The organism is Streptomyces longisporoflavus, from assembly GCF_014649775.1.
Taxonomy (GTDB): Bacteria; Actinomycetota; Actinomycetes; order Streptomycetales; family Streptomycetaceae; genus Streptomyces; species Streptomyces longisporoflavus.
Genome location: NZ_BMTR01000016.1, coordinates 165,443 through 181,604, shown reverse-complemented (window position 1 = coordinate 181,604; position 16,162 = coordinate 165,443). Strand labels below are relative to the sequence as shown.

Genomic DNA, 16,162 nt, shown 5'->3' with positions numbered 1-16,162 from the left:
CTTGCAAAGGTTGCACTGGAGATCAGGTGAGTGCCGAGCCTACGGTGACAGAGCCCGCCGGGCCCTCACGACGGGGCCTCCGGCATCCCGACGGGGACCCGCCGGGCCTCCCACACCCCTTCACGACGCTCCTTGGAGGAGCCTTGCCCTCCCCTGCCCGAAAGCCCGCTCCGAAGCCCGACCGGGGTCAGCTCTCACGCTCGGCCGAACTCGCCCTCTGCGCCTGCGTGCTGGTCGCGCAGAGCATGGTCGCCGCCATCAACCTCCTCATCCCCCAGCTGAGTTCGTCCTCCGTGCGCCTCTCGGCGAGCGGGCTGCTGTGGACGGTCGACGCGTACGTCATCGTCTTCGCGGGGCTGCTCATCCCGGCCGGCGCCCTCGGCGACCGCTACGGACGCAAGGGTGCGCTGCTCTGCGGGCTCGGCCTGTTCGCCGCGGGCGCCGTGGTCAGCGCGCTCGCCGCCGGGCCCGCCCAGCTGATCGCCGGGCGCGGTGTCTCCGGCGCGGGGGCCGCGCTGATCATGCCCGCGACCATGTCGATCCTGGTGCGCACCGCGTCGCCGGGGCAGCGGCCGCGGGTCGTCGCGTCCTGGGCGCTCGCCGCCGGGCTCGGCGGCTTCGCGGGCAACGCGGTCGGCGGTCTGATCGGCCAGTATCTGCCGTGGCGCGCCCTGTTCTGGCTGATGGTGCCGCTCGCCGCGCTCCTCGCCCTGGCGGTGGCGCGCACGGCTCCCCGTACCCGGACGTCGGCCGGGGCCTCCGTCGATCCGCTCGGCGCGGTCCTCCTCACCGGCGGCCTGTTCGCGGTGCTCTTCGGGATCATCGAGAGCCCCATGTACGGCTGGACGTCCGCGCGCATCCTCGCCGCCTTCGCGGTCGGCGCCGCGCTCGTCGGGGCGTTCACCGCACACGCCCTGCGCTCGCGCACACCGCTCCTCGATCCGCGGGTCTTCCGGTCGCGACGGCTGCGCGCCGCATCCCTCGGCACGGCCGCGTCCTTCTTCGGCCTCTTCTCGCTCTTCTTCGTCAACTCGCAGTACCTGCAGTACGTGAAGGGGTACGGCGCCGCCCGGGCGGGCCTTGCCATCATCCCGCTCACCGTCGGCATGGTCCTCGTGCCCAAGCTCGCCGCACGCTGGTCGGCGTCGCCGCGGCCGCTGGTGGGCGGCGGACTGCTCCTGATCGGGCTCGGCCTGCTCGGCGCGTCCACGGCGGACGCGGGCACGCCCTACGCGGCGTACACCTGCTGGCTGCTCGTCATCTCGACGGGCACGGGCCTGTCGATGCCCGCGCTCACCCTCGGCGTCGTCTCGTCTCTGCCGCCGCACCAGGCGGGGCTCGGCTCGGGGCTCGGGACGTCGGCCCGCGAGGTCGGGGCCGCGCTCGGGGTGGCCGTCACGGGGACGGTCCTGGCCGCTCACCAGGACTTCGGCTCCGGGATGGCGGCGGCGCTGCGGATCGTGGGGCTCGCGGTGGTGGCCGCGGCTGCGCTCGTCACCGCCGGATACGGGGCCGGACGCACATCGCCCCCGGCTGCCGATCGAGTGGCCGCCGGGGGCGAAGAGAACGAACGCGCGTACGAGCAGAGCCGTACGTGAGGAGGACGTGGCGGGCTTGCTGGAGGAAGCCCGCCAGTCCTGCCAGGCCTGCCAGACCTGCCAGACCTGCTAGATGAGGCCGAGGCCGCGGACCGCCTCGCGCTCCTCGGTGAGCTCCTGGACGGACGCGTCGATGCGCGTGCGCGAGAACTCGTTGATCTCCAGACCCTGGACGATCTCGTACTTGCCGTCCTTGGTGGTGACGGGGAAGGAGGAGATGAGGCCCTCCGGAACGCCGTACGAACCGTCGGACGGGATACCCATGGAGGTCCAGTCACCGGCAGCCGTGCCGTTCACCCACGTGTGGACGTGGTCGATGGCGGCGTTGGCGGCGGAGGCGGCCGAGGACGCGCCACGGGCCTCGATGATCGCGGCGCCGCGCTTGGCGACGGTCGGGATGAAGTCGTCGGCGAGCCAGGACTGGTCGCTCACGACGTCCGCGGCGTTCTTGCCGGCGATCTCCGCGTGGAAGATGTCGGGGTACTGGGTGGCGGAGTGGTTGCCCCAGATGGTCAGGCGCTTGATGTCCGAGACCGAGCTGCCCGTCTTCTTCGCGAGCTGCGACAGCGCGCGGTTGTGGTCCAGGCGGGTCATCGCGGTGAAGCGCTCGGCCGGTACGTCCGGGGCGGCGGCCTGCGCGATGAGCGCGTTGGTGTTGGCCGGGTTGCCCACGACGAGGACCTTGATGTCGTCCGCGGCGTTGTCGTTGATGGCCTTGCCCTGCGGCTTGAAGATGCCGCCGTTGGCCTCCAGGAGGTCGCCGCGCTCCATGCCCTTGGTGCGGGGGCGGGCGCCGACGAGGAGGGCGACGTTGGCGCCGTCGAAGGCGACGTTCGGGTCGTCGCTGATCTCGATCGAGTTAAGCAGCGGGAAGGCGCAGTCGTCGAGCTCCATGGCGGTGCCCTCGGCGGCCTTCAGGGCCGGCGTGATCTCGAGCAGTCGCAGATTGACCGGCACGTCCGCGCCGAGCAGGTGGCCGGAGGCGATGCGGAAGAGCAGCGCGTAGCCGATCTGGCCGGCCGCGCCGGTGACGGTGACGTTCACGGGAGTGCGGGTCATGGCGATCTCCGTAAGAAAGCTGGCGGTGGGGGGCCCTGCCCCTCGGGCTGGATCCCCTGCCGACGCCCTCGTCGATCGCCTCTCGATGATCGATCTCTTGGCATCAAGAGAGATCCGCCGCCAGGCTATCGCGCCCCGCCGACCCCCGAACCCCGGGAGGGTGTGGCCCACCCCACAGAGATCCGTTCGCGCCGCCCGAAGGCGGCCCCGGGGCGGCCCGGAAGCGGCCCGTAGACCCCGTTCAGGTCCCGCGAAAAAATCTGTGGAAGAGACAGGCATGTCTTTTCAAAGTGCGGGCACACGCACCAATACCCCCACGGGAGTGGTCACACCCCCGGGCGGCCACCACGCTCCCCCCCTGTGGTGGCCGCCACCTCCCGCCGGCGGGGCCACCCCTGAAGCCCGGTCCGGGCAGCCGCCCGCGCGGCTGCTCCGTCTACTTCGTGCAGCCCGTCTGACCCGCCTTGAGCGTGGCGCACGCCTCCGCGGTCGCACCGTCCTTGACGGCCACCATCGGGGTGTACGCGTCGAAGTCCGCGTTCACGGTGCCGTTCTGCTTGGCCGCGCCCTCGCCGGTGATCGTGACCTTGTCGCCCGGCGCCGCCTGCGTGATGCGCGCCCAGGCCGCACCGCACGTCTTGCTGTAGCGGACCTCGACCAGGGCCTTGCCGACCGTCGCGCGCGTCGTCGTCGTGGCCAACTCGCCGCCGCAGCCCATGGACTCGGGGTCCTTGCCGGTGCAGCTCTTGCCGCTGCACTCGACGCCCTCGGGCAGGTCCTTGTCGGTGGTGCTCGGCGACGCCGGCGGCTTGGCGCTCTCGTCGCCCTTGTCGTCCTTGCCGAAGTCCGTCAGGAAGACGGCGGCGGCTATGACGACGAGCGCGCCGACGACACCCGCGAGGAACATCGTCAGCTTCCTGCGCCGGCGCTGCCGGTCGGGAGAGTCCGCGCCGCGGCCGGGCCCCTGCGCGCCGGGCGGCGCCATGACGACACCCGGGTCGCCGCCGCCCGCGGGTCCGTACCCGGGCGCCTGCGGCGTGGCCGTGGGCGGAGGGCCCGCGACGCCGGTGACGCTGCCGCCCGCACGGCCGGGCCGGTCGGCGGAACCGACGCCGGCACCGGACCCGGCCCCCGCTCCCGCGCCGGGCGCGCCGTTGCGTGCCGTGCCGCCGCTCCCCTTGCCCTTGGTCTTGGGCGGGTTGGTCTTGGGCGGGTTCGACCCCAGCTCGCCGAGCGCGGCCCGCGCCTGGGAGATCCGGATCGCCTGCATCGTCATGTCGTGCCGCATCTCGGAGCGGCTCCACGCGCGCTCGGCGAGCTCCCACATGGTGATGAGGTGAACGGGGTTGGTGTCCGTCACCTCGGCGAGCGCGACGATCGCACCCTTCGGGGCGAGCAGCCGCCCGTTCAGATAGCGCTCCCACGACGTCTTGCTGTACCCGGTGCGGTCGGACACCGCTGCGATGCTCAGGCCACTTCGGTCGACGAGCCTGCGCAGCTGACTGGCGAACTCCCTGACCTGCGGGTCGAGCTCGTCCGGTAGCGCCTTCCAACGAGGCATTACTCCCCCTATTCCCCCCGTACGTGCCAACTTGCCCCCGCGCGCGGTTCCTCCCGCTCTGCCCGTGAGGCAGCCCCCGTCGCTCCCTGTCATGGGCTACCCAGAGGGATGCCGGAAGCCAGGATGTCAGTTCCCGGGCCGGGGGCGCACGGGAGCGTTCGGGCCACTGGCGTGCACCGTCGCACTTCTTGCGGTCCGGCGTCCAGTGTCCCATCGCCGTCCCGGTCCACGATGCGGAACCCCAGGCAGCAGCCCGGGACGTCCCACGGCGTCCCGAATGCACGTGTTGACCCTTTTGCGAAGCGCCGCCGCGCGCAAGCATCGGAGACGACAACGCAGCACCTAGGGGGAACACATGCACACCAGTATGGCCAGGCACAAGCGGCTGCTCGGCTCGGCGGTCGCCGTGACGGCGGGGGCGGCCATCGCACTCGGCGGCACCGCGTCGCTCGCACAGGCGAGCGGCCCGCACGTCGTCGACGGCAAGGGCGCCGCGCACAACGACTGGGGCGACGAGGGCACCCTGTCCCGGCACAGCCACGCGAACAGCAACGCCACGCGCCTGTGGCAGACGGTCCTGTACGCGGACGGGGCCAAGTGGAAGGACGGCAACGGCAACCGGCACACGTTCAAGAAGACGGACATCGACGGCAACTTCGGCCGCAAGACCGAGTCGGCCACGAAGTGGTGGCAGCACAACGAGGACCTGGAGGACGTCGACGGCATCGTCGGCAAGGAGACGTTCGGCGTCGCCGACGACTTCCTCGACGGCCCCCGTGGCGGCGGCCACGTGACGTACAGCGGCTACAAGCACGACACCGGCTTCAAGCGCCTCTCCGGCACGTACTACGTGAAGATCGACGGGCACTGGAAGAAGGCGGCGTACAACTGGCGCGGCTGACAGCCGCCCCCGGGGGCCGTCACTCCGTGGCGGCCCCGCTACCGGGCCAGAATCCATAGCAGCACGGCAAGCAGGAGTACGACGACGAAGAGCGCGGCGCAGGCCACGAACCGCCAGGGCGGGGGCGCCGGTCGCCACAGCCGCAGCCGCGGTCTCCGGGATCGCGGCTGCGGCTGTCGCACGGGCAGCTCCCACCAGGGCAGGGTCTCCTCGTCGCCGGAGAGCCCGGCGCGTGAGGGTTCGAGGCGTGAGAGTTCGGCGCGTGGGAGCCCGGCGTGTGAGAGGCCGGGGCGTGGGAGTTCGGCATGCGAGAGCCCGGCGCGTGCGGAGTCCGCGTCGAAGGCCCCATCGCCGGACGACCCCGCCCCGCTCCGTACGACGGCGAGCTCCTCCGCAGGCGCCCCCCGCGGCCAGGCCAGCACCGCGAGCTCCCAGCGGGCGCCGAACCGTTCGGGGTCCGCCCCCGCCACCCGGCACAGGGCCACGACCGCCTGCCGGGGCGGCGGCTGCTGCGCGTTGAGGTAACGCTGCCAGGAGGACTTGCTGTAGGCCGTCTGTCTGCCGAGCGCGATCAGGCTCAGGCCGGTGCGGTCCTTGAGCAGCCGCAGCTGTTCGACGAAATGCCGCACCTCCGGCGGAAGCGTCCGCGGAAGCGGCTGCCAGGCAGCACTCATGCTTCACCCCCAGCATGTGCCCGGTTGGTGCCCGGTTCGTCCCTCATGACGGCGGGACGGCCCGAAGTGGTTCCCTCCGCGAAGATGACCATCAGGGCGGCCACTTGTTGCGGGCCGGGCACACCGTGGCGGAATGGTCACCTCCGTGCCACAGGAGCAAGGCAGCCCTTGTATGGAATTCGTAAGAACGTGACGCTGGATCTCGTTGGAACGGCCTCCCCACCAACCGGCGGCGCCCGTCCTCCCACGGGGGAGAGGACGGGCGCCGTCTCCGTTCCGCCGGGCGGCTCGCCGCGTTCAGCGACCGCCGCCGCCCGGTGTGACGAGGCCCGTCTCGTACGCCACCACCACCGCCTGCGCCCTGCTGTCCAGGTCGAGTTTGGTCATCGTGCGGTTCAGGTGGGTCTTCACGGTGGCCTCGCTGATGTAGAGGCGCTCGGCGATGTCCGCGTTCGACATGCCGGTGGCGATCAGCTTCAGGACCTCGACCTCGCGCAGGGTCAACGACCGCAGATCGGGCGGGGGTTCCGCGGAGTCCCCGGCGCCCGGCCCCGCCCCCGCCTGCCGTGCGAAGGCCTCGACGAGGCGGCAGGTGACGCTGGGCGCGAAGAGCGCGTCGCCGCCGCCGACGGCGGCCACGGCGGCGAGCAGGCGCTCGGGCCCGGAGTCCTTGAGCAGGAAGCCCGACGCTCCGGCCCGCAGCGCCCCGTACACGTACTCGTCGAGGTCGAACGTGGTGAGGACCAGGACGCGCGGCGGCGGTTCGGGGGCCTCGGCGAGGATCTTCTCGGTGGCCACGATGCCACTCATGCCGGGCATGCGGATGTCCATCAGGATCACGTCGGGCCGGGTCGACGCGGCGAGCGCGACGGCTTCGACCCCGTCACCCGCCTCACCGACGACCTCGATGCCGGGCGCGGCACGCAGCAGCCCCACCAATCCGGCCCGGATGAGGAACTGGTCGTCGACCACGAGCACCCTGGTCATTTAAGTCGCGCCGTCCCCCTGCGATGCGGCCCGCGCGGAGGTCGGCAGGGTCAGGCGCACGGCGAACCCTCCCTCGCTCAGCGGGCCGATGCTGATCGTCCCGCCGTAGAGCTTGGCCCGCTCCCGCATCCCAATCAACCCATGGCCGCTTCCTGTGACCACTCTGTCCGGAATCACCCCCTCCCCGTCATTGGTGACGGAGACCGTCACATGCTGCGGCTCATAGCGCAGTTCGACCGCCGCGCCGGCCCCTCGCGCATGCTTCAGTACGTTGGTCAGGGCCTCCTGGACCACGCGGTACGCGCAGAGCTCGACGCCGGGCGCGAGCTGCCGCGGTGTCCCCTCGACGCGCAGCTCGACGGCCACTCCCCCGGCCCGTACGCGCTCGACCATCTCGCCGAGCCGCGCGAGCCCCGGCATCGGGGCGTCGGGCGGGCCGTCGCCGTCCTCCCCCGCGCGCAGCACCCGCAGCATGCGGCGCAGCTCCTCCAACGCCTCGCCGCTGGTGCCGGAGATGGTGGAGAGCGCGGCGTGGGCAGTGGCCGGATCCGAGCTGAAGACGAACTTCGCGAGACCCGCCTGCACGGATATCACGGACATGTGGTGCGCGACGACGTCGTGCAACTCCCTTGCTATGCGCCCGCGTTCCTCGGCCACCTCGCGCCGCGCCCGTTCGTCCTGCTCGCGCTTCAGCTGCCGGGCCAGCTCGGCGGACCGGCGGGCGAGGTACCCGAACCGCCAGATGACCAGCGGAAACCCGATGGCCTGCCCGACCACGGACGCCATCGACGCCCCCTCGCTCACCACGCCCGCGTAGATCCAGACGGCGCTCATCAGCACGGCGCAGGGGACGGAGACACGGGCGGGCCGCAGGGCGGTGACGGTGTAGACGGCGAGCATGGGCGCGAAGGTGTTCACCACGGGCCAGTAGCCGGCGGTGACGTACCCGGCCCACACCAGATGCACCAGGAGCAGTACGGCGAGCGGCGCCCTGGAGCGGAAGACGATCGGCACATTGGCCAGCGCCACCAACGCGTATCCCGGCGCGTCGAGTGCGGGCCATCCCTGCCGCGCCGACTCCTGTCCGAGGAGCAGGGCGACCGTGGTCAGGGCGACCGCGATCGCCGTGTCGGCGACGAGGGGGCGGATCCGCATCGCCGCAGCGTAGCCCCGGTGCAGGCGGCGATACGTCAAACTTCGGCGGTACCGCGGAAGTTGCAGGAACCGCGGGCGTACTCCGTGGGGAGTACTCGAAACTCCACCCGGCACAGGACGACTCCCGGGCCCTTGCCGTCTTAACTGCTTGCACCGGCGCGCTCGGCCTCCGCGGGGGAGGGGACGAGCGGGCCGGTGCGGGTGCTAGCTGCTGATCGTGAAGTGCAGGATGCCGTCCAGGAACGGGACCTGAAGGCCGTCCGGCTGCGCCATCAGCGCGAGCAGGACGATGACGGCGCCGAGACCGCCGTACGTGACCATGTCCGTGAAGCGCGAGCGCACCGCCAGCATGCCGACGCCGGGCAGCGCCCACCGCAGGACAGCGCCGCCGATCAGCGCGAGGCCGACCAGGATCGTGCCCGCGCGGAATACGTCGAAGGCCGTGAGCAGCAGCCCGAGCCCCACCATCAGGAGCACGCTGAGCAGCGGCCACTGCCGGGCGGGCGCGGGGGCGTCGCCGCCCGCGGCCCGGCCGCCGCCCTCGGGGCGCGCGGTGTCACGGGTCAGGAGCGGGAAACGCCGGGTGGTCTTCTTCGGCCCATCGGGACCGGGGGCGCTGACGGCACCCTTGGCCTCGGTGTCCGTCACCTCCTCGGCCTCCGTCACGTCGGCCGGCGATGCCCCTTGCTCGGGTTCTGCGCTCATGGGCACACCCTTTCCCGTTTCAGCTCGCGGCGGCGGACGCGGCGCGCTCGGCCGCCTCGACTACGTTGACGAGCAGCTGTGCGCGGGTCATCGGGCCGACGCCGCCGGGGTTCGGCGAGATCCAGCCCGCGACCTCGCGGACACCAGGGTGCACGTCGCCGACGATCTTGCCGGTCTCGTCGCGCGAGACGCCGACGTCCAGGACCGCGGCGCCCTGCTTCACGTCCTCGGGCTTGATCAGGTGCGGGACGCCCGCGGCGGCCACGATGATGTCGGCCTGCTTGAGGTGCGCGGACAGGTCGCGCGTACCGGTGTGGCACTGCGTCACCGTCGCGTTCTCCGAGCGGCGGGTGAGCAGGAGCGGCATCGAGCGGCCGATCGTCACACCGCGGCCGACGACCACGACCTCGGCGCCACCCAGCTCCACGCCGTACTGACGCAGGAGCGTGATGATGCCGAACGGCGTGCAGGGCAGCGGGGCGGGCTCGTTCAGGACGAGGCGGCCGAGGTTCATCGGGTGCAGGCCGTCGGCGTCCTTGGCCGGGTCCATGAGTTCGAGGACGCGGTTCTCGTCGATGCCCTTGGGCAGCGGGAGCTGCACGATGTAGCCGGTGCAGGCGGGGTCGTCGTTGAGCTCGCGGACGACGGCCTCGATCTCGTCCTGCGTCGCGGTGGCGGGCAGTTCGCGCTGGATGGAGGCGATGCCGACCTGCGCGCAGTCGCGGTGCTTGCCGGCGACGTACTTCTGGCTGCCCGGGTCGTCACCGACCAGAACAGTCCCGAGGCCGGGCGTCAGGCCCCGCTCCTTCAGGGCCGCCACGCGGGCGGTCAGTTCGGACTTGATCGCGGCTGCGGTGGCCTTGCCATCGAGAATCTGGGCGGTCATGACTCCATCTTCCCGGATGAGGCCTGCCCGGTACCAATCAGGGCGATGCCGCGAGCCGACTGTGTCCCAGCTGTGTCCCGGGAGCTGACCAGCTCTGTTGCACTTGCACAACACATAGGGAATGCGGCTGGACAAATAAGCCTGGCCTAAAGAACGATATGCGTCACAGTGCCGCGGGCAGTGTCGGGGGGACGGACCGCATCTGTAGAACTTTCCTCCGTGATGTGCCGCGTCGTCCCCGCACTACCCGACGGAGGAAGACCGCCATGAGTTACGGCGACCCGAACAACCCTTACGGGCAGCCGCCCCAGCAGCCCCCGGCCGCTCCCGGTTATGGCTACCCCCAGGCCCCTCCCGGCGTCCCGCCGCAGCAGGGCTACGGCTACCCGCAGCAGCCGCCGGCCTACCCCGGCTACCCGGGCGGCAACATGATGCAGCAGTCGATGCCGGGTCTCCTGGTTACCGCGCGCGTCTTCCTTTTCCTGATCTCCGCGGTGCAGATCCTCTTCGCGATCATCTACCTCTACGTGGGTGCGATCGCCAGCGACGCCGGTGACAGCGGCGAGGACCTGGGCCTCACCGGCATGGGCGAGGCCGGGGACGCCGTGGCCGGTATCGCGATCGTCGGCGCTCTCATCGCGGGCGGGCTCGCGGTCCTCTCCATCATGCTGGGCGTGAAGTTCAGCCGCGGTGGCCAAGGTGTCCGGATCACCACCGTCGTCTACGGCGCGCTCGGCGGCATCGTCGGCCTGATCATGCTGTTCATCGGTCTCGACTCCGGTCTCGCGACCGCCATCATCGGCCCGCTGATCTGGGTCACCTTCGCCGTCATCATCACGATCGCCCCGGTCGTGCCCAGCGGCACCGCGTGGTTCAACCGCCCTCGCTACTGAGCCGAGAGCGAAGCAACGGTGGCCGCGCCCTCGGGAAGGGCGCGGCCACCGCTCTGTTCGGGACTTGCTCAGTGGAAGAAGTGACGTCAGTAGAACAAGTGGCGTCAGTGGAAGAAGTGGCGCGTGCCCGTGAAGTACATCGTCACGCCCGCCTTCTTCGCGGCCTCGACGACCAGCTCGTCACGGACCGAACCGCCGGGCTGCACCACGGCCTTGACGCCCGCGGCGGTCAGGATCTCCAGGCCGTCGGGGAACGGGAAGAACGCGTCCGAGGCGGCGTAGGCGCCGTGCGCGCGCTCCTCGCCGGCCCGCTCGACGGCGAGCTTCGCGGAGTCGACGCGGTTGACCTGCCCCATGCCGACGCCGACCGAGGCGCCGTCCTTGGCGAGCAGGATCGCGTTGGACTTGACCGCGCGTGACGCCTTCCAGGCGAAGGCCAGTTCGGCGAGCTCGCCCGCGTTCAGGGCGTCGCCCGTGGCGAGCGTCCAGTTGGCGGGGTTGTCGCCGTCGGCCTGGAGGCGGTCGGTGACCTGGAGCAGCGCGCCGCCGTCGATCTGCTTGACCTCTACCGCGTTGGACGGCGCCTGGTGGCAGCGCAGGACACGGATGTTCTTCTTCTTGGTGAGGGCTTCGAGGGCGCCGTCCTCGTACTCCGGCGCGACGATGACCTCGGTGAAGATGTCGGCGACCTGCTCCGCCATCTCCTTGGAGACCGGGCGGTTGACGGCGATCACGCCGCCGAACGCGGAGAGCGGGTCGCAGGCGTGCGCCTTGCGGTGCGCCTCGGCGACGTTCGAACCGATCGCGATGCCGCAGGGGTTGGCGTGCTTGATGATCGCGACGCAGGGGTCGTCGTGGTCGTACGCGGCACGGCGCGCGGCGTCCGTGTCCGTGTAGTTGTTGTACGACATCTCCTTGCCGTGCAGCTGCTCGGCCTCCGCGAGGCCGCCGTTGCCGTCGACGTAGAGAGCGGCGCCCTGGTGCGGGTTCTCGCCGTAGCGCAGGACGTTCTTGCGCGTGTACGCGCTGCCGATGAACTCGGGGAAGTCCGAGCTGTCGGCGGCGTAGTCATCGGCGAACCAGGAGGCGACCGCGAGGTCGTACTCGGCGGTGTGGCGGAACGCTTCGGCAGCCAGGCGCTTGCGCGCGGGCAGGTCGAAACCGCCGGTGCGGGCGGCGGCGAGCACGTCGGCATACCGGTCGGGGCTCGTGATGACCGACACCGAGGGGTGGTTCTTGGCGGCGGCGCGGACCATCGAGGGGCCGCCGATGTCGATCTGCTCCACGCACTCGTCGGGCGTGGCACCCGAAGCGACGGTCGCCTTGAAGGGGTAGAGGTTCACGACGACCAGCTGGAACGGCTCGATGCCGAGGTCGGCGAGCTGGCGCTGGTGGTCGTCGAGGCGCAGGTCGGCGAGGATCCCGGCGTGCACGCGCGGGTGCAGCGTCTTGACCCGGCCGTCCAGGCACTCGGGGAATTCGGTGAGCTCCTCGACCTTGGTGACGGGCACCCCGGCGGCGGCGATCTTCGCGGCGGTCGAACCGGTCGAGACGAGCTCGACGCCGGCCTCGTGAAGACCGCGCGCGAGCTCCTCGAGCCCGGTCTTGTCATAGACGCTGATGAGCGCGCGCTTGATGGGGCGCTGCGAACCCTGCGTACCTTCGGCGGTCACGGGATAAGTACCTTTCGTCCCTCAATGCGGTAGCCGTTGCGGGCCAGACGCCCCACGACATCGACGAGCAGCCTTCGCTCGACTTCCTTGATGCGCTCGTGCAGAGCGCTCTCGTCGTCCTCATCCCCGACCGGGACCACGCCCTGGGCGATGATCGGGCCGGTGTCGACGCCGTCGTCGACGAAGTGGACGGTGCATCCCGTGACCTTCGCGCCGTACGCGAGCGCGTCGCGCACGCCGTGGGCCCCGGGGAAGCTGGGCAGCAGGGCGGGGTGCGTATTGACGAACCGGCCGCCGAACCGTGCGAGGAATTCCTTCCCCACGATCTTCATGAACCCCGCCGACACGACCAGATCGGGCGCGTACGCGGCGGTCGCCTCGGCGAGCGCCGCGTCCCACTCGTCACGCGTGGCGTGGTCCTTCACCCGGCAGACGAAGGTGGGAATCCCGGCGCTCTCGGCGCGCTCCAGACCCACGATGCCGTCGCGGTCGGCGCCGACCGCGACGATCTCGGCGCCGTAGCCCGCCGCACCGTCCGTCGCGATCTTGTCGAGCAGAGCCTGCAGATTCGTACCTGATCCGGAGACCAGCACGACGAGGCGCTTGGCCACAGGGCTCTTGGCCACAGCGGGGCCCTTTCTCGGGAGGTGCGTCTTTGTACGGTCGTACGAAAGCTTCGCGCCTCGCGATACGGGGAACTCTACGAAGCCGCCGACCGTCAGCAACGATACCGGCACACGGTGCGGCCCCTCACGGGACGGGGGCGCGGCCGGAAGGTAGCGTCTGCACCAAGACGTCACATGACGTCACACCGTCCGGAAGCCGTTCAGTCCACTGTCCGGCCTGTCGGTCGGCTGGTTGCTCGGCTGAACCGGGCGGCTGAACTGCTCGACCGACTGGGCGGCTGCTGCACGGTTGACCGGGCGGCCGAACTGCTCGGCGCACTGCTGGACAACCGTTACGAAGCTCGCTCGACCAAGGGGAAGACGCACACCTGATGCCGGACCGTAGCCTCCGCCTCCCGCTGTCCTTCGCGTTCGGGTTGCCGCACGGAGGGGAGCGCGGCTCGACGCTGCTGCGTGACGGCCGCCCGTCGTCTCCGCCGCAGGGCTCCTCTTCGGACTCGGGCGGCTCCGGGAAGAAGGACGAGAAGGGCGAGAAGGGCGAGAAGGAAGACAACCCCTTCGCGCCGCCGCCGGAGGGAACGCCGGACCAGCCGTGGCGCCCCCGCCCCGGCAACGGCGGCGAGGGCGAGGGCGACGCTTCGAACGGCCGGGGGCGTTCTCCCTGGGGCAGCCAGTGGAGCGACCGGCAGCCGGGGCGTTCCCAGGGCGGCGGCTTCGGCGAGCGGCCCGGCCAACAGGGCCCCGAGGGCCCCTCCGGGTCCGGCTCGGGGGGCGGCAACGGCGGCGGCATGCGCTGGGACCCGACCGACCCGGCCCAGCGCCGCGCCCGGTACGCCCTGCTCTCCGGCATGTGGGCCTTCTTCTTCGCCCTCTTCGGCTGGCGGTACGTCGCCCTGCTCCTGGGCGCGCTCGCGCTGAACTGGGGCATCAGCTCGCTGCGGGCGAAGCCGAAGCAGCCGGACCCGACGGCTCCGGCCACGCAGAAGCCGGTGGCTGACCCCGCGAGCTCGAAGCCGCAGCGGACGGCGGCGATCAGCGGCCTGGTGACGGCGTCGCTCGCACTGGCGATGGTGGCGGCGACGTTCGCCGCGCAGCTGGTGTACCGCGACTACTACACGTGCGTGAGCGACGCCCTGACAAGCCAGTCGGAACAGGAATGCAGCGACCTTCTGCCTGAACAGCTGCGGCCGTTGCTGGAAGAACGAGAGTGATTCTGGCCCCTGGGCCTTGAGCGGGGGGTCTGGGCCTCGGGCCTTGGGCGGGGTTCCGTCTGTTGCGTTGGCTTCGCCTGGTCGCCGCTTCGCGGCGGGGTTGGGCGGGGCGGCGAAAGTGGGGCGAGCCAAGGCCACGTGGCCAGCGACAGGCAACCGGGAACGCCGGGAACGCCAGGAACATGCGCCGCTCCAGCCGAGTGCCAACGGCGCCGCCTCATACCCCCGGCGGCGGCCGCTCCCCGTTCCCGTCCCGCAGCGCGGCCCAGCGAGCCTCGCGGGACGCTTCGTCGTTCCAGTCCGCCACGCCCCAGTCCGTCGTATCCACCGCCGGTGCGTCCGGCAGGAAGTCGTACGGCTCGAACGGCTCCGAGTCCACCGGCACCGGGGCGGCCGGCGGGCTCTGGAGCCGCGGCAACTGCGGCCGACGCAGACGCGAGACCCGCAGCCGTGGAACGCGCGGCTTCGGCAACCTGAGCCGGCCCCAGCGCCCCCCGCCCCGGGCCGGGGCGTCCCCCTCCGGTTCGTCACGTGTGCCCCCGGACGGGCTGGTCCTGGCCGCAGAGGCCCCCCGCACAGCCCCGGGCACGGCGGCCCCGGCTGAAGTGCCCCCGGGCGCAGCACCCCCGCCCGAGTCACCCCGCAGTGGCACCCCCCTCGCCCCAGCCCCCGCCCCAGCCCGCCGCAGCCGAACCCACCCCAGCACCCGCCCGCCCCGCCGCTGCTGCTGCTGCGTCCGAGGCGTCCGGGCCGCCAGGGACCTCCGGGACGTTTTGGCCCGACGCCGCTTGAAGCGCGGCGGCCGCGGCGGCTTCAAGCGCCGGGGATGCATGCGCCACATCCGGGCGAGCAACGCACCCGGCACCCCCACCACCCCCGCCCACCCCAACGCCGCCGGCCCCGTCTGCCACCACGTGGGCCCGAAGTCGGCCAGAGCGGCCACCCCCAGCGGACCGCCCGCAAGCCCCGTGAGGACCGCCACCAGCAGCCCGCACAGCACCGCCGCCGCCAGCGCCACCAGCGCCGTACGCCTCCATGACCACGCCCGTTCGCGCCGGCCGAGGACAGGCGCCGCCGCCAGCGCCGTGACCCGGGCGACCGCCACCCCCGCGGCCAACGGCACCGCCCCCGCCGCCCACCCCAACGGCGACCCGGGACCCTCCGCCGGTACCGCCGCGAGCAGCGGAAACGCGGGCAGGGTCGGGCCCGCGGTCACGGCAAGCGGCCCCACCGCGCTCCCGGCGCCCAGCGTGAAACCGGGCCCGAGGCTGAACGCCGCGCCCCACACCGCCGCGTTCGGCACCAGCGCCATGGCCAGCAGGAGCACCGCGAAGCGCCCCGACCACACGTCCGTGGCCTGCGCGAACGACGCCCTCACCAGTCCGCCGTGCAGCACGAGCGACGACGCGACCAGCAACGCTCCCCCGCCGACGAGCACCAACGTCCCCGCCGCTCCGGCCCGGGTGACGGCACGGACGTATCGACGTACGAAGAAGGGACGTACACCCGGCGGCAGCGCGCGAAGACCCACCCGTACCAGGAGGGGCAGCGGACCGCCGGGCCGGCCCAGCCCGGTCCAGATCCCCACCGCCGCCGCGACCCCGACGAGCAGCGGCAGATGCAGGACCACGCTCGGCCACAACGGCCGCAGCTCACCGCCGGCCGCGTAGAGCGTCGCGGTGACGCCGACGAGGAGGTATCCGCCGACCACCCCGCACCACGCGGTCCGCGGCGCCATCCCGCGCTCCTCGGGATCCGCCGCGTCCCGCGCCGCCCGGTGCGCCAGCCAGCCCGGAAGGACCATCAGGAGCATGGGCGCGACGCCGAGCGGCACCGGCGCCCCGGTGAGCGTGTCCGCCCTGATCAGCTCCGTGCCGTGGGCGAGCAGCCACACCGCGGCGGCGACATGCAGCGCCCCGCTGAGCCCGCTGTCCGGATAGGGCGAGCTGATCCAGAGGACCATCACCAGGACGGCGCACGAGCCGAGCCCGAGGCCCGCCGCGACAGCCCCTCCGAAGAGGCATGTCGCCAGTCCGGGTGAGCGGTCGCGCGCCCGCTCGATCAGTGGCCCGATGGGCGGCAACGGTGAGCTGCGGTCGGTGATTTGAGTCACGCCGCCATGCTCCCAACGACACGCGCTTTCTCCCCGTAACAGGCGAATATCGGATGTGTCGCCCAATATACGTTTATGTACTTTTTCGTACGACGGGTCAGTCGCGCCCGGCCGCCCGCC

15 protein-coding genes are annotated in these 16,162 nt (G+C 71.9%); 5 read left to right on the top strand and 10 right to left on the bottom strand.

All coding sequences use genetic code 11. The annotated features are described in order from the left end of the window. Positions 1–143: 143 nt before the first annotated feature. Positions 144–1,598, top strand: a complete 1,455-nt coding sequence (locus IE226_RS29835; protein ID WP_373307057.1) for an MFS transporter — start codon at positions 144–146, stop codon at positions 1,596–1,598. Positions 1,599–1,667: 69 nt separating this feature from the next. Here IE226_RS29835 and IE226_RS29830 read toward each other — a convergent pair whose 3' ends face one another. Both IE226_RS29830 and IE226_RS29825 read right to left on the bottom strand, forming a co-directional pair. Beyond that, entirely contained in the window at positions 1,668–2,657 is a 990-nt protein-coding gene (locus IE226_RS29830; RefSeq protein ID WP_190084503.1) for a malate dehydrogenase, read from the bottom strand. A 436-nt stretch (positions 2,658–3,093) separates the two neighbouring features. Next, on the bottom strand, positions 3,094–4,218 hold the full coding sequence (locus tag IE226_RS29825) for an XRE family transcriptional regulator (RefSeq protein ID WP_190084502.1): 1,125 nt from the start codon (positions 4,216–4,218) through the stop codon (positions 3,094–3,096). A gap of 355 nt (positions 4,219–4,573) precedes the next feature. On the opposite strand from IE226_RS29825, the gene IE226_RS29820 reads away from it, so the two are divergent. After that, on the top strand, positions 4,574–5,119 hold the full coding sequence (locus IE226_RS29820; protein ID WP_229871611.1) for a peptidoglycan-binding domain-containing protein: 546 nt from the start codon (positions 4,574–4,576) through the stop codon (positions 5,117–5,119). Positions 5,120–5,157: 38 nt separating this feature from the next. Here the strand turns inward: IE226_RS29820 and IE226_RS29815 are convergent, their stop codons facing one another. The 5 genes from IE226_RS29815 to IE226_RS29795 form a co-directional block, all read right to left on the bottom strand. Continuing rightward, positions 5,158–5,793, bottom strand: coding sequence for a helix-turn-helix domain-containing protein (locus IE226_RS29815; protein ID WP_190084501.1), 636 nt, complete (start codon positions 5,791–5,793; stop codon positions 5,158–5,160). A gap of 297 nt (positions 5,794–6,090) precedes the next feature. After that, positions 6,091–6,780, bottom strand: a complete 690-nt coding sequence (locus IE226_RS29810; RefSeq protein WP_190084500.1) for a response regulator — start codon at positions 6,778–6,780, stop codon at positions 6,091–6,093. After that, positions 6,781–7,935, bottom strand: a complete 1,155-nt coding sequence (locus tag IE226_RS29805) for a sensor histidine kinase (RefSeq protein WP_190084499.1) — start codon at positions 7,933–7,935, stop codon at positions 6,781–6,783. Positions 7,936–8,139: 204 nt separating this feature from the next. Next, positions 8,140–8,640 (bottom strand): DUF3017 domain-containing protein, encoded by a 501-nt coding sequence (locus IE226_RS29800; protein WP_190084498.1) that lies wholly within the window; start codon positions 8,638–8,640, stop codon positions 8,140–8,142. A gap of 19 nt (positions 8,641–8,659) precedes the next feature. Continuing rightward, a complete protein-coding gene (locus IE226_RS29795; protein ID WP_190084497.1) occupies positions 8,660–9,526 on the bottom strand; it encodes a bifunctional methylenetetrahydrofolate dehydrogenase/methenyltetrahydrofolate cyclohydrolase in 867 nt (288 codons plus the stop codon). 266 nt (positions 9,527–9,792) lie between these two features. On the opposite strand from IE226_RS29795, the gene IE226_RS44925 reads away from it, so the two are divergent. Continuing rightward, positions 9,793–10,419 carry a hypothetical protein gene (locus tag IE226_RS44925; RefSeq protein WP_190084496.1) on the top strand — a complete coding sequence of 209 codons (627 nt, stop codon included), beginning with the start codon at positions 9,793–9,795 and terminating at the stop codon, positions 10,417–10,419. Positions 10,420–10,523: 104 nt separating this feature from the next. On the opposite strand, the gene purH is transcribed toward IE226_RS44925, so the two are convergent. After that, positions 10,524–12,092: a bifunctional phosphoribosylaminoimidazolecarboxamide formyltransferase/IMP cyclohydrolase gene (gene purH, locus IE226_RS29785; protein WP_190084495.1), complete on the bottom strand. Its 1,569-nt coding sequence runs from the start codon at positions 12,090–12,092 to the stop codon at positions 10,524–10,526. After that, complete coding sequence (gene purN, locus IE226_RS29780; RefSeq protein WP_190084494.1) at positions 12,089–12,718, bottom strand: phosphoribosylglycinamide formyltransferase; 630 nt, start codon at positions 12,716–12,718, stop codon at positions 12,089–12,091. The genes purH and purN overlap by 4 nt, the downstream gene beginning before the upstream one ends. Positions 12,719–12,892: 174 nt before the next feature. Between purN and IE226_RS29775 the strand changes: the two genes are divergently transcribed. Together IE226_RS29775 and IE226_RS29770 are read left to right on the top strand one after the other, a co-directional pair. Continuing rightward, complete coding sequence (locus tag IE226_RS29775; RefSeq protein WP_190084493.1) at positions 12,893–13,090, top strand: hypothetical protein; 198 nt, start codon at positions 12,893–12,895, stop codon at positions 13,088–13,090. Beyond that, the gene (locus tag IE226_RS29770) at positions 13,090–13,929 is read left to right on the top strand and encodes a hypothetical protein (RefSeq protein ID WP_190084492.1); all 840 of its coding nucleotides are present in this window, start codon (positions 13,090–13,092) and stop codon (positions 13,927–13,929) included. Before IE226_RS29775 ends, IE226_RS29770 begins: the two co-directional genes overlap by 1 nt. Before the next feature lie 217 nt (positions 13,930–14,146). Here IE226_RS29770 and IE226_RS29765 read toward each other — a convergent pair whose 3' ends face one another. Next, positions 14,147–16,042, bottom strand: a complete 1,896-nt coding sequence (locus IE226_RS29765; protein ID WP_190084491.1) for a cell division protein PerM — start codon at positions 16,040–16,042, stop codon at positions 14,147–14,149. Positions 16,043–16,162 lie beyond the last annotated feature (120 nt).